Source organism: Amaricoccus sp. (assembly GCF_017993425.1).
Lineage (GTDB): Bacteria > Pseudomonadota > Alphaproteobacteria > Rhodobacterales > Rhodobacteraceae > Amaricoccus.
Map to the genome: position 1 here is coordinate 159,656 of NZ_JAGOMQ010000002.1, position 13,079 is coordinate 172,734.

A 13,079-nucleotide genomic window follows, 5' to 3' on the forward strand; every position below is an offset into this window, starting at 1 on the left:
GCGTTAAGGGCGAGTCCCCGGGGCGCGTTGGCGGGCTTGGGTTGTGCGGCGGTCGAGCGGCGGGATTTGCCTGCGCGGGCGGGCTTCGCTAAAGGGGCTGCGATGCAGACCGACGCGGCCTCCTACCGGGTGAAGCTCGCCGAGACCGAGGCGGAGCGGCAGGCCGCGCAGCGGCTGCGCTACCGCGTCTTCGTCGAGGAGATGGGCGCGGCGGCGAGCCCGGCGCAGCGCGCGGTCCGGCGGGAGTGGGACGCGTTCGACCCGTATTTCGAGCAGCTGATCCTGATCTGGGACGGGCCGCCCGACGCGCCGGTCGCCGATCCGCTCGACCGGGTGGTCGGCGTCTACCGGCTGATGACCCGCACCGCGGCGCGGGCGGGGCGCGGGTTCTACGGCGCCATGGAATACGACCTCGGCCTGATCGAGGCGAGCCCGCGCGAGAGCGTCGAGCTCGGCCGCACCTGCGTCGCGCCGGAGCATCGCGGCGGCGCGGCGATGCACCTGATGTGGAACGCGCTGGCCGAGTACGTGCTCGCCCGCGACATCGGCATCCTCTTCGGCGCGGCGAGCTTCGCCGGCACGGATCCCGCCCCCTACGCCGAGGCGCTGAGCTTCCTCCACCACCGCCACCTCGCGCCCCCCGACCTGCGGGTGCGGGCGCAGCGGCCGCGGCGGATCGAGATGGACCTCATGCCGGCGGAGGCGATCGACCCGGCCCGCGCGCTCAGGGCGATCCCGCCGCTGCTCAAGGCCTATCTGCGGCTCGGCGGCGTGGTCGGAGACGGGGCCTGGCGCGACGACGCCTTCAACACCATCGACGTCTGCCTCGTCATGGACACCGACCGGATGAAGGCGCAGCGCCGCGCCTTCTACGAGCGCAACCGGAGCCTCGGGTGAGGGCGCGCCGATGACCTGGGCCGAGGCCGAGCCGCCGGCGCTGCCGCCGCCGGGGGCGGCGGAGCGGCTGCGGCTGGCGTGGCGCGCGCCGCTCGCCGTGCTCTGGCTGGCGCTCTGCTTCGCGGTCTTCCTCGCCTGCCGCGGCGCCGACCTCGCGGCGCGGCGCGTCGCCCGGCGGCGGCCGCCCGCGCTCGCGCCGTGGCTGGTGCTGGTCTGGGCGCGCGGCGCGCTGCGGCTCCTCGGGCTGCGGCCGGTGCTGCGCGGCGCGGCGATGGCGCATCCGGGCGCGCTGGTGGCGAACCATTCGAGCTGGCTCGACATCGTGACGCTCCAGGCGGCGACGCGGGTGTTCTTCGTCTCCAAGGCCGAGGTCGCCGGCTGGCCGGTGATCGGCGCCATCGGCCGGGCGATCGGCACGATGTTCATCGAGCGCCGCGCCACCGAGGCGAAGCGGCAGACCGCGGCGCTGCACGCGCGCCTCGCCCGCGGCGACCGGCTGGCGATCTTCCCCGAGGGCACCTCCAGCGACGGCCGGCAGGTCCTGCCGTTCAAGACCGCGCTCTTCGCGGTGTTCCTCGCGCCCGACCTGCACGACGCGCTCTGGGTGCAGCCGGTCACCCTGCGCTACGCCCCGCGCCCGGGCCTGCCGCCGACGCTCTACGGCTGGTGGGGCGACATGGACTTCGGCAGCCATCTGAAGATGTTGCTGATGCGCTCGACCGGCGGCGTCGTCGAGGTCGCCTTCCACCCCCCGCTCCCCGCCGCCGCCTTCCCCGACCGCAAGCCCCTCGCCGCCGCCGCCGAGGCGTCGGTCCGCTCGGGCGCCGCGTCCTGAGCTTGCGTGCGGCTCCGCCGCCGGCGCACAAGAATCCCCAGCGCACGGAGGCCGCGATGACGCCGAGAGCCATTCTGGAGACCGCGATCTACGCGACCGACCTCGACGCGGCGGCGGGGTTCTACGGGGGCGTGCTCGGGCTCGAGACGGCGGCGCGGGCGGGGAGCCGGCATGTGTTCTTCCGCCTCGACGCCGCCATGCTCCTCGTCTTCAACCCCGCCGCGACGGCGCTGCCGCCGAGCCCGGGCGGGCTGCCGGTGCCGCCGCATGGCGCGCACGGGCCCGGGCACGTCGCCTTCGCCGCCTCCGGGGCCGAGCTCGACCGCTGGCGGGCTCGGCTGGAGGAGGCGGGCGTGGCGATCGAGGCCGACTTCCGCTGGCCGGGGGGCGACGGCGCGCCCGGGGCGCGGTCGATCTACGTCCGCGATCCCGCCGGCAACTCGGTCGAGCTCGCCGAGCCGCGGCTCTGGGGCTTCCCGGCCTGACCGCGCCCCGCGAGACGGGGCTACCCAAGCCGCCCGCGACCGGCCAAAAGGAGCGCAAGCCCGCCATGGAGCCCCGCCGATGCCCCGCCTCGTCTACGTGCTGAACGGACCGAACCTCAACCTCCTCGGCAAGCGCCAGCCGCACATCTACGGCCACGAGACGCTCGCCGACGTCGAGCGCGACTGCACGGCGCTGGCGGCCGAGCTCGGGCTCGAGATCCGCTTCCTGCAATCGAACTGGGAGGGGCAGATCGTCGACTGGATCCACGAGGCGCGCGAGGCGGCGGCGGGGATCGTGATCAACCCGGGCGCGCTGACCCATACCTCGGTGGCGGTGCTCGACGCGCTCAACGCCTTCGACGGGACGGTGATCGAGGTGCATATCTCCAACGTCCACAAGCGCGAGAGCTTCCGCCACCACTCCTACGTGTCGCTGCGCGCCGACGGCGTCATCGCCGGTTGCGGCGCCCAGGGCTATGGCTTCGGCCTGCGCCGCGTGGCGGCGGTGGCGGCGGCGGGCAAGGCCTGAGCCCTGCGCGAGGGCAGGGTCTGCGCGGACTCCGGCGCCCGAGCGGCAAGGTCTGCCCCGCGACGGCGCCCGCCGGGAGACATGCGCATGTCTCCCGGCTCGACGCGGCGCGGGGACGGCGGAACCTCGAAGTGAGTCTAACGGCCCCGCGAAATGCGGCGCTGCTAACGATGCAATGATTTCCACCGTTCAAAAGTATTTCGAAATACACTTGCGAGTAAGTTCAAAATTCTCGCGAAGAATTTATGTTATCTTGTCTCGTTCATGCCGGCGGGATGAAATCGGTCAATTTCCCGCCGGATCGAGATCAAGACGTCCGGGCCCGTCGATCCTTGCCGATCAACAGAAGGGACCAGGCGCGCCTGTCACGCCACCCGCAGCGCGGGCAGGCGGCGCCAGGCGGGGCGGTGGGGGCGGAGGGCGCGGCGGCGGACCTCGATCTCCAGCGTCCGCGGGTCGACCGCGCCGTAGACCGCGGTCAGCCGGGCGAAGGCGTCATGCACCGTCGCCGCGGCGGGATCGAGGGCGAACTCGAGCCCGGCCTCCCGTCCGTCCGGCAGCGTGGCGCGATACGTCACCTGCGCGAAGCGATGCATCCCCATGTCGTCCATCGCTCGTCCCTCCCTTCTGGGCGCTCCGTCTGCCGCCGCTCTAGCAGTCCGAGTGTGACGGCTCCGTTACACGCCCCCCGAGCGTTCGCTCGAATGCGAACCATGGCGCCGCCGCGGCGAATCCCGCAGGCCCGCGGCGCGCCGTGGTTAAGACGCGCGGCAGCCGCCGCCGGTTCCGCCCGCCCCGCACCTCAGTTCGCCAGCGCCGCGACGCCGTCGACCGCCGCCGGAACGGCAGCTTCGCCACCCGCCACGGCGGCCGGCTCCGCCTGCGCGAAGATCGTGTCGAGCTCCGGGGTCGGGAACGTCGCGATGCGCGTCGTCGGCGATGTGCAGGCGGTTGTCGGTCAGGTCCTTGATCGCCGCCCGCTGCGTGCAGACCGAGATCAGGTCCCCCGCCTTGCTCTGCGTCGCCCTGACGAAATGTTGTCGGAGCACAAGCTGGATGGAAGGGTCAGGAGAGCGGAGCGGGCGGGGCAGGGGAGGGCGCAAGCTTCAAGTGAGTCGAACGGCGCCACGTGGCCGTCAACCGACGCGACCCGCCGCGACCGCCGTCGCCCCTCACCCCGGCGCCGTCACCGGGAGCACGTCCACCGCCTGCTCCGTGGTCTGCGCGCCGGAGATGCGCAGCACGCCCACCACCGGGGCCACGTCGCCGTAGTCGCGGCCGCGGGCGATCTCGATGTGGTCGGCGCCGACCGCGACGGCGTTGGTCGGGTCGTACTCGACCCAGCCGGTCTCCCAGCCGCACCAGGCCCGCACCCAGGCGTGCGTCGCGTCCGCGCCCTCCAGCCGCGGCTGGCCCTCGGGCGGGATGGTGCGCAGGAAGCCCGAGACGTAGCCCGCCGGCACGCCGATGCCGCGGAGCGCCCCGATCATGATATGAGCGAAATCCTGGCACACGCCGCGGCGCCGGGCGAAGGCCTCGGCCGGCGGGGTGTCGACCGTGGTCGCGTCCGGGTCGTAGGCCATCTCGGCGTGAAGCGCGTCGCCGAGCGTGCGCACCACCGCGAAGGCGGTCATCTCCGGCGCGATCAGCCCCCGGGCGAACGAGGCGGCGTCGGGCAGCCGGCCGACCCGCGGGCTGGGGCCGAGGAAGTGGTGCGGCGCCTCCGGCCCGAGCCCGCGCCACTCCGCCGCCTCGCGCGCCAGCCGCGCCAGGTCGGGCGAGATGTCGAGCGCCGGGGGCCGGGCGATCCGCTCCACCCGCGAGCCCACGCGGAAGGCGATCTCGTCGTGGGCCTCGCGGAAGACGATCTCCACCGCCTCGTTGCCGAAGAAGTCGGTGAAGGACTGCCGCTCCGCCGGCTCCGGCGCCACGTCGAGCCAGCCGTTCACCCGCCGCTGCGCCCCGGGCAGGTCGGCCGGCAGCATCCTGAGCAGGTGTCGCCCGGCGATCGCCGGGCTGTCGTAGGAATAGGTGATGGTCAGGCCGATGTCGTAGAGCATGGGGTCAGCGCCTGGAGGCGTCGGAGAAGCCGGGGCGCCGCATCCGGAGCGGGCCTCGCCCGGCGATGGCCGGGCTGAGGCAGGAACAGGTGCGGGTCAGGCCGATGTGGAGCATGGGGTCAGCGCATGTAGGCGTCGGAGAGCAGCTCCGACACCGCCTCGATCTCGTCGGCGACGCCGCGGAGCCGGGCGCCGTCGAGCTCCTCCGGCGTCATCACCGCGAGCCCGCAATGGGTGCGCAGCACCGCCCGCGACAGCGCCGACATCTGGCCGTTCACCTCGGCCCCGGGCAGCGTCGCCACGTGCTCCTTCAACTCGCTGAGCTGATACAGCACCGAGCGCGGGTTCATCGCGTCGAGCGCCAGCAGATCGACCACGGTCTCGCGGTTCGTCGCCACCGTGTAGCGGCGGCGATGCGTCATCACGCTGTCGCCCACCTCGACCGCGAGGTCGAGCGCCCCCTCCGGCGCGTCGGGGTCGGCGAGCGCGCGCAGGTTCGCCACCGTGTAGAGCGCCCGCTCCAGCGACCGCCCGATCGTCAGGAACCGCCAGCCGGTGAAGCGGTACATGTTCTCGTGGACGAGGCCGGAGAACCCGGTGATCTTGCGCAGCAGCACCCCCATCGCCCGGGCGGCGTCGTCGCCCGGCGCCACCGTCTCGGCCATCCGCCCGGCGGTCCGGGCGAGATCGTTCAGCGCCATCCAGCCGTCGATCGAGAAGCGGTCGCGCACGTTGCCGGCGCTGAAGATCGCCGAGCGCAGGATGTCCTGCAGCCCGTCGGGCAGGTTCTGCTCCGCGTCGACCCCCATCGCGTCGAGCTCGTCGGCGAGGACGAGCACGAGCGGCGCCGCGCGGTCGCCGGTCTCGGCCAGCCGCACGTGCAGCGCGCGCAGGAGCCGCATCACCCCCTCCGCCCGCTCGACGTAGCGGCCGAGCCAGTAGAGGTTGTCCGCCGCCCGGCTCGGCAGCGCCGAGGGCGTCGCCCGCGCGAAGGGCGCCGTGCCGCGCTCCGGCATCAGGCTCACCGGCTCGACCGGGCGCTCGCTGACGATCCAGACGTCCGCCGCCGAGCCGCCGCGCTGCATGGCGATCGCCGAGGGGTCGGCCGTCCGCCCGATCCGCGCGAAGCCGCCCGGCATCGCGTGCCAGCCGCCGGCGGTGCGGGCGAGGAACACCCGCAGGCTCATCGGCCGCGGGGCCAGCGCGCCGTCGACCCAGGCCGGCGTCGTCGACAGCGTCACCGCCTCCTGACCCACCAGCCGCGGCCCCTCCGCCTCCAGCCAGGCCTCGACGTTGGCCCGGGCCGGGCCGCGGAACTGGCCGCCATGCACGGTCGTCTCGATCGTCTCGAAGGGCAGGTGGGTGGCATGGGCCGAGCCGATCATCATCCGGTCGATCTCGGCGCGCACATGCGCCCGCTCCGCCTCGCCGCCGCACCACCAGGTGGCGATGTTCGGCAGCTTCAGCGGCTCGCCGAGCACCACCGGCGCGATCCGCGGCAGGAAGGCGAGGAGCGCCCGCGTCTCCAGCACCCCCGAGCCGAGCGCGTTGACCAGCGTCACCGCCCCCCGCCGCACCGCGCCGACCAGCCCCGGCGTGCCGATCCGGCTCTCCGCGGCCAGCTCCAGCGGGTCGGCGAAGGCCGCGTCCATGCGACGCCACAGCACGTTGACCGGCCGGAGCCCCGCGACGGTGCGCACCTTCACCCGCCCCTCGTCGATCGTCAGGTCCTCGCCCTCGAGGAGCGCGAGCCCGAGGTAGCGGGCGATGTAGGCGTGCTCGAAATAGGTGTCGTTGAGCGGCCCCGGCGTCAGGATCGCGGTGCGCGCCGCGGGATCGTTGGCGAGCCCCTGCAACGCGTCGCGGAAGGCGCGGAAAAAGCCGGCCAGCCGCTCCACCCGCGCCTCGCCGAAGAGGTCGGAATAGACCCGCGTCGTCGCCACCCGGTTCTCCAGCGCGAAGCCTGCGCCGGAGGGGGCCTGGGTCCGGTCGCCGAGCACCCACCAGGCGCCGTCCGGCCCCCGCCCGATCTCGAAGGCGACGAAGTGCAGGAAATGCCCGCCCCGCGGCGTGATGCCGACGAGCGGCCGCAGCCATTCCCGGCTCCCCGCCACCAGCTCCGCCGGCAGGTGCCCCTCGGCGACGAGGCGGTTCTGCCCGTAGAGATCGGCCGCCACCGCCTCGAGCAGGTCGGCGCGCTGCACCAGCCCCTCGGCGATGCCGCGCCACTCCGCCTCCGCGAGGATCACCGGCACATGCGCGAGCGGCCAGGACCGCTCGGTCGAGCCCGCGGCCCCGTACTGGCGGAAGAACACGCCCGCGTCGCGCAGGTACTGGTCGCCGCGCGCGAAGCGCCGGTCGATGTCGTCGGGCGAGAGCTGGGCGAAGTGCTCGACGAACTGCCGCCAGACCGGCCGCACCCGCCCGCGCCGGTCGAGCATCTCGTCCGCGGTGCCTTCCGGCGGGAAGTAGTCCGCGAGGAGCCGGCGGACCGGATCGACGGCTGGCGAAGCTGCGACGTCGTGGCCCAACCGGAGACAGCCTTGTTGCGTCTGACGCCGCGAGCCTATGCCGAAGCCCGCAGGAAGGACAAGTCGATGCGCCCGAGCCGCGGTCCCAGCCACGCACCCGAGACGAGGGGGCTTTTGTGCGGCTGGACTGCATGCCACTGTACGCCGGGGTGGACCCTGTCAGGGAAGGGAGAGAGCGATGGCGACGTTCTGGGTGACGAATACGGACGACGACGGCGCGGGGTCGCTGCGCGACGCGGTCGAGCAGGCGAACGCGCGAAGGGGCGGGGACGTGATCCGCTTCTCCGCCGACTTCGACGGCGGCGCGGAGGACCTGATCCGCCTGACCAGCGGCCAGATCGAGATCACCGACCGCCTGACGATCAAGGCCCGCGCGGCCGGCGCGGTCATCACCGGCGACGCGCTGGGGGACGACGTCACCGTCGGCGGCATCACCGACGTCGCCGCAAGTCTCGCCGGCGACGACCGCCTCGACGACAACAGCCGCATCTTCGATGCGACTGCGGCTATCACGCTGGACGGCCTGACCCTGTCGGGGGGCCGCACGACCGGAGACCGCGAGAGCGGCGGGGCGGTGCGGGGGATGGCCGATATAACGGTGATCAATTCGAATCTGAGCGGTAATAGCACGGCCGGAACCGACTCCGACGGCGGGGCGGTTTACGTTCGGGGCTATGGTCTGAACCTTGTCGGCAGTATCATCAGCGGCAACAGTGCCCGTGGAGATGGCGGGGGCATAAGTAGCAGCTGGGTCGCTTACGTAGCCAACAGCGCGCTCGACAACAACATGGCGGGCGGCCGTGGCGGTGGTATATATGGGTATTATGTCCACGTGAGCGACAGCGCGGTCCGTGGCAACAGCGCCGTCTCGGCTGGCGGCGGAATCCGCGGGTTCGACACGAGCATTGTAGGGAGCATCGTCAGCGACAATATAGTTCGCGGCGACAAGGTATTTGGTGGAGGGGTTTCGGCCGGCTATCTGGATGTATCGGGGGGAAGCGTCATCAGCGGCAACATCGCCGAGGGTGTTTCCAGCGCCGAAGGCGGGGGATTGCGGGCATTCTATTCCGCAGACGTCACAGGCAGCACCGTAAGCGGAAACAGCGCATCCGCGCCCGATGCCAGGGGCGGCGGGATTTTCAGCGCGTATTATTCTGGCGTCACCCTGAAAAATAGCACAGTCAGCGGAAATATTGCTTCAGGAAATTATGCGGGAGGCGGTGGGGTCTCTGCTGGAGTTGTGGAAGCAATCAACAGCACCATCAGCGGGAACGTATCTCAGGGCGCTGTGTCCATTGCCGGTGGTGTGCAGGGAAATTTTTCCGGGTACTATGCTGAGTTGCAAGGTTACGTAACCCTAAAAAACAGCATCGTCCTCGGAAACGCGACCCTCGGCGGGGGCGGCGACGAGCTGGTGTCCGACACGATCACCCTCGTCGGCGGCAACATCCTCTCCGGCGACCGCTTCGTCGGCGAGACCGACGTCGGCGACGTGACCGCCGCGGAGGTGTTCGCGGGCGTCACCGAGATCGCTTCGGGCGTCTTCGCCGGCCTCCTCGGCGACAACGGCGGGCCGACGCAGACCATCGCCATCCGCAGGGGCGGGCCGGCGGCTGGAGCGGCCGATCCGGCGAGCGCCGAGGCGACGGACCAGCGGGGCAATCTCCGCGACGCCGCGCCCGACCTCGGGGCCTATGAGGCGACCGACGCGCCGCTGACCCTCACCGGCGGGCCGAACGCCGACTTCCTCGTGGGTGAGGGGCTCGCGGACCGGCTGCGCGGCAAGGACGGCGACGACATCCTGCGCGGGCTCGGCGGCGACGACACGCTCATTGGCGACCTCGGGGCCGACAGCCTCCGCGGCGGCGCCGGCAATGACGACCTGCGCGGCGGGGCGGGGGAGGACTGGATCGCCGGGGGCGGCGGCGATGACCTGCTTTCCGGCGGGGCGGGGGCCGACATCTTCGTCTTCGGCGGCGCGCTCGGCGCCGACGAGATCGTCGACTTCGACGCCAACCCCGCCGGCGGGCAGGATCTGATCGACCTGCGCGGCCTCGGGATCACCGCCGCCTCCTTCGCGCTCGAGGTGGCGATCCGCGACCTCGGCCCCTCCGTCGGGATCACCATCCTGCACGAGGGCACGATCACGCTGACCGGGGTCGGGGATTCCTCGACCGTCGACCGGACCGACTTCCTGCTCGCGTGACGGCCCGCGCGTGGGTTGCAATATCATAAATTTACAATAAAATCAAACACATGACCCCCTTCGCACGTGTGCGAAAACCGTGCGAAGGGGCCTGTCTCACAGCCCCGGCGGCCGCCGCAGGTCCAGCGTCATCGGGAACTCGCGGTGCGGGTTCTCCGCCGGCGGCGCGTAGCGGCCCGGGGTGTGGCCGTGCGGCTCGAACCGCGCCAGCCGGCGCGCCTCGGCCTCGTTGCCGTTGACCGGGAAGGTCTCGTAGTTGCGCCCCCCCGGATGCGCGACGTGATAGGTGCAGCCCGCGATCGCCCGGCCCGTCCAGGTGTCGAAGACGTCGAAGACCAGCGGCGCGTGGACCGGGATCACCGGGTGCAGCGCCGCCGCCGGCTGCCAGGCCTTGAAGCGCACCCCCGCCACCGCGACCCCGCCCGCGCCCGCCGGCTGCAGCGGCATCCGCCGGCCGTTCACCGCCACGAGGTAGCGGTCCGGGTCCGAGGTCGTCAGCTTCGCCTGCAACCGCTCGACCGACGAATCCGTATACCGCACGGTGCCGCCGATCGCCCCGGTCTCGCCGAGCACGTGCCACGGCTCCAGCGCCTGCCGCACCTCCAGGTGCACCCCGTCCGTCTCCACCTCGCCGCAGAACGGGAAGCGGAACTCGGCCTGCGCCTCGAACCAGTCCGAGCGCATGTCGAAGCCGTGCTCGCGCAGGTCGCGCAGCACGTCGAGGAAGTCCTCCCAGACGAAATGCGGCAGCATGAAGCGGTCGTGCAGCACCGTGCCCCAGCGGATCAGGCCGCCCGTCGCCGGGCTCTGCCACAGCCGCGCCACCAGCGCCCGGATGAGCAGCTGCTGCGCGAGGCTCATCCGCGCGTCCGGCGGCATCTCGAAGCCGCGGAACTCCACGAGCCCGAGCCGCCCGGTCGGCCCGTCGGGCGAGTAGAGCTTGTCGATGCAGATCTCCGCCCGGTGGGTGTTCCCGGTCACGTCGACCAGCAGGTTGCGCAGCAGCCGGTCGACGAGCCACGGCATCGGCGCGTCGCCCTGCCCGGGCGGCGGCATCTGCGCGAGCGCGATCTCGAGCTCGTAGAGCGCGTCGTGCCGCGCCTCGTCGATCCGCGGCGCCTGGCTCGTCGGCCCGATGAAGAGGCCGGAGAACAGGTAGCTGATCGAGGGATGCCGCTGCCAGTGCAGGATCAGGCTGCGGAGCAGGTCGGGCCGGCGCAGGAACGGGCTGTCGAGCGTCGTCGCGCCGCCCACCACCACGTGGTTGCCGCCGCCGGTGCCCGTGTGCTTGCCGTCGATCATGAACTTGTCGGCCCCGAGCCGGCACTGCCGCGCCTCCTCGTAGACGCCGGTGGTGATCGCCACGCAGTCCTCCCAACTGGTCGCCGGGTGGATGTTCACCTCGATCACCCCCGGATCCGGCGCCACCCGGATCACGTTCAGCCGCGGGTCGTGCGGCGGCCCGTAGCCCTCGATGTGGATCGGCAGCCCCATCCGCGCCGCCGCCGCCTCGGCCGCGGCGACGAGGTCGAGATAGTCCTCGACGCCCTCCACCGGCGGCATGAACACGCAGAGCCGCCCGTCGCGCGGCTCGACCGAGAGCGCCGTGCGCACCGCGCCGCCGGCCTCGCCGAGCTCCTGCTCGACCACCTCCTGCTGCTGCACGGTGTCGGCGGCGAAATGCGCCATCGGCTGCGCCCGGCCCCCGTGGATCGGCTGCGGCGGCTCGGCCGCCGGCGTCCGCGGCGCCCGGTTGCGGAAGTCGGGCAGGGGCCCCCGCGGGACCGTCGGATCGACGACGTTGGTGTAGGGATAGTTCGACGGCGAGACGTGAGGCAGCTTGCCGAGCGGCAGGCGGAAGCCCACCGGGCTGTCGCCGGGCACCAGATAGAGGAACCCGCGCCGGAGCTTCCACTTCTCCGAGCGCCAGCGCCGCCCGGTCGCCTTCGACTGCCAGGCCTGGATCGGCAGGATGTAGCCCGAGGGCGTCGTCAGCCCGCGGTCGAACACCTTGGCGATGCGGTGTCGCTCCTCGGGATCCTTCAGCTTCGAGTTCTGCGGCGTGACGTTGGCCGGCAGGTCCGCCTCCTTGAGGATCCACGCCGCCGGGTCCTCGTAGGCCGCCGTCACCATCTCCGCCCCGACCCCGAGCTCCTCGGCGATGCCCTGCATCAGCCGCTCGGCCTCCTCGGGGCCCGCCTTCGTGTCGGCGCCCTCCTCGGCGATCAGGCCGGCGTCGCGCCAGATCGGCGCGCCGTCGCGCCGCCAGTAGAGCGAGAAGGTCCAGCGCGGCAGGCTCTCGCCGGGATACCACTTGCCCTGCCCGTAATGCAGGAACCCGCCCGGCGCGAAGCGGTCGCGCAGCCGGCGGATCATCTGGTCGGCGAGCGCGCGCTTCTGCGGGCCGACGGCGTCGGTGTTCCACTCGGCGCTCTCGAAGTCGTCGATCGAGACGAAGGTCGGCTCTCCGCCCATGGTCAGCCGCACGTCGCCCGCCGCGAGCGCCCCGTCGACCTTGCGCCCGAGCTCGTTCAGCGCCGCCCAGGCCTCCTCGGAGAACGGCCTGGTGATCCGCGGATGCTCGGCGACCCGCGCCACCTTCATGTCGAAGCCGAAATCCACCTCGGCGAAGCTCGCCAAGCCGCTGATCGGCGCCGCGTTGCGATAGTGCGGGGTCGCCGCCAGCGGAATGTGGCTCTCGCCGGTCAGGAGCCCGGAGGTCGGGTCGAGCCCGATCCAACCGGCCCCGGGCAGGTAGACCTCGGCCCAGGCGTGCAGGTCGGTGAAGTCGTGGTCGGTCCCCGGCGGACCGTCGAGCGCCACCAGATCCGGCTTCAGCTGGATCAGGTAGCCCGAGACGAAGCGCGCCGCGAGGCCGAGGTTCCTCAGGACCTGCACGAGGAGCCAGGACGAGTCGCGGCACGACCCGGTGCCCCGCTCGAAGGTCTCCTCCGGCGTCTGCACCCCCGGCTCCAGCCGGATGACGTAGCCGACCTCCTGGCTGAGCCGCCGGTTCAGGTCGACGACGAAGTTGACCGTGTTCGGCGCCGACCGCGGGATCCCGTCGAGGAACGCCCGCAGCCGCGGTCCGACCGGCTCCGGCCGGCGATAGATCACCAGGTCGTCGGTCAGCTCCTCGGGATACTCGAACGGGAAGGCCTCGGCGCTCTCCTCCACGAAGAAGTCGAAGGGGTTGTAGACCGTCATGTCGGCGACGAGGTCGACCTCGATCTTCAGCTCCCGCACCGGCTCGGGAAACACGAACCGCGCCAGCCAGTTGCCGTAGGGGTCCTGCTGGTGGTTGACGAAATGCGGCTGCGGCCCGACCCGCAGGCTGTGGGAGAGCACGCGGGTCCGCGAATGCGGCGCCGGCCTCAGCCGGATGATCTGCGGGCCGAGCGTCACCGGCCGATCGTAGCGATAATGCGTCAGATGATAGATGCTCGCCTTGATCGACATGCCGCCCCCGCGCCGCTCCGTGACCGGGCGGAGCGTTCCACAAAACGCCGCACTGCACCATGAGTTTGTTGCGGATG

9 protein-coding genes are annotated in these 13,079 nt (G+C 72.2%); 5 read left to right on the top strand and 4 right to left on the bottom strand.

Annotation, left to right across the window (positions count from 1 at the left end):
* The first annotated feature begins 102 nt into the window (after positions 1-102).
* From KBB57_RS01760 to aroQ, 4 genes are all read left to right on the top strand, one after another.
* Positions 103-897 carry a GNAT family N-acyltransferase gene (locus KBB57_RS01760; RefSeq protein ID WP_290745841.1) on the top strand — a complete coding sequence of 265 codons (795 nt, stop codon included), beginning with the start codon at positions 103-105 and terminating at the stop codon, positions 895-897.
* A gap of 10 nt (positions 898-907) precedes the next feature.
* Positions 908-1,732: a 1-acyl-sn-glycerol-3-phosphate acyltransferase gene (locus KBB57_RS01765; protein WP_290745843.1), complete on the top strand. Its 825-nt coding sequence runs from the start codon at positions 908-910 to the stop codon at positions 1,730-1,732.
* A 56-nt stretch (positions 1,733-1,788) separates the two neighbouring features.
* Complete coding sequence (locus KBB57_RS01770; protein WP_290745846.1) at positions 1,789-2,217, top strand: VOC family protein; 429 nt, start codon at positions 1,789-1,791, stop codon at positions 2,215-2,217.
* 79 nt (positions 2,218-2,296) lie between these two features.
* Entirely contained in the window at positions 2,297-2,746 is a 450-nt protein-coding gene (gene aroQ / locus KBB57_RS01775) for a type II 3-dehydroquinate dehydratase (RefSeq protein WP_290745849.1), read from the top strand.
* 365 nt (positions 2,747-3,111) lie between these two features.
* Here aroQ and KBB57_RS01780 read toward each other — a convergent pair whose 3' ends face one another.
* The 3 genes from KBB57_RS01780 to KBB57_RS01790 all read right to left on the bottom strand — a co-directional run bounded on the left by KBB57_RS01780 (position 3,112) and on the right by KBB57_RS01790 (position 7,337).
* Complete coding sequence (locus KBB57_RS01780; protein ID WP_290745852.1) at positions 3,112-3,357, bottom strand: hypothetical protein; 246 nt, start codon at positions 3,355-3,357, stop codon at positions 3,112-3,114.
* Between the two features lie 561 nt (positions 3,358-3,918).
* Complete coding sequence (locus KBB57_RS01785; RefSeq protein WP_290745855.1) at positions 3,919-4,806, bottom strand: transglutaminase family protein; 888 nt, start codon at positions 4,804-4,806, stop codon at positions 3,919-3,921.
* A gap of 119 nt (positions 4,807-4,925) precedes the next feature.
* Entirely contained in the window at positions 4,926-7,337 is a 2,412-nt protein-coding gene (locus tag KBB57_RS01790) for a circularly permuted type 2 ATP-grasp protein (RefSeq protein WP_290745858.1), read from the bottom strand.
* Positions 7,338-7,515: 178 nt separating this feature from the next.
* Here KBB57_RS01790 and KBB57_RS01795 point away from each other — a divergent pair, with 178 nt between their 5' ends.
* Positions 7,516-9,543 (top strand): choice-of-anchor Q domain-containing protein, encoded by a 2,028-nt coding sequence (locus KBB57_RS01795; protein WP_290745861.1) that lies wholly within the window; start codon positions 7,516-7,518, stop codon positions 9,541-9,543.
* A gap of 96 nt (positions 9,544-9,639) precedes the next feature.
* Here KBB57_RS01795 and KBB57_RS01800 read toward each other — a convergent pair whose 3' ends face one another.
* A complete protein-coding gene (locus KBB57_RS01800; protein ID WP_290745864.1) occupies positions 9,640-13,002 on the bottom strand; it encodes a DUF2126 domain-containing protein in 3,363 nt (1,120 codons plus the stop codon).
* Positions 13,003-13,079 lie beyond the last annotated feature (77 nt).

Excerpts from the sequence above, each read along its gene's own strand:
- KBB57_RS01770 (WP_290745846.1), top strand. The coding sequence starts at position 1,789 with ATGACGCCGAGAGCCATTCTGGAGACCGCGATCTACGCGACCGACCTC.
- KBB57_RS01800 (WP_290745864.1), bottom strand. The coding sequence starts at position 13,002 with ATGTCGATCAAGGCGAGCATCTATCATCTGACGCATTATCGCTACGAT.
- KBB57_RS01785 (WP_290745855.1), bottom strand. The coding sequence starts at position 4,806 with ATGCTCTACGACATCGGCCTGACCATCACCTATTCCTACGACAGCCCG.
- aroQ (WP_290745849.1), top strand. The coding sequence starts at position 2,297 with ATGCCCCGCCTCGTCTACGTGCTGAACGGACCGAACCTCAACCTCCTC.
- KBB57_RS01795 (WP_290745861.1), top strand. The coding sequence starts at position 7,516 with ATGGCGACGTTCTGGGTGACGAATACGGACGACGACGGCGCGGGGTCG.
- KBB57_RS01760 (WP_290745841.1), top strand. The coding sequence starts at position 103 with ATGCAGACCGACGCGGCCTCCTACCGGGTGAAGCTCGCCGAGACCGAG.
- KBB57_RS01780 (WP_290745852.1), bottom strand. The coding sequence starts at position 3,357 with ATGGACGACATGGGGATGCATCGCTTCGCGCAGGTGACGTATCGCGCC.
- KBB57_RS01765 (WP_290745843.1), top strand. The coding sequence starts at position 908 with ATGACCTGGGCCGAGGCCGAGCCGCCGGCGCTGCCGCCGCCGGGGGCG.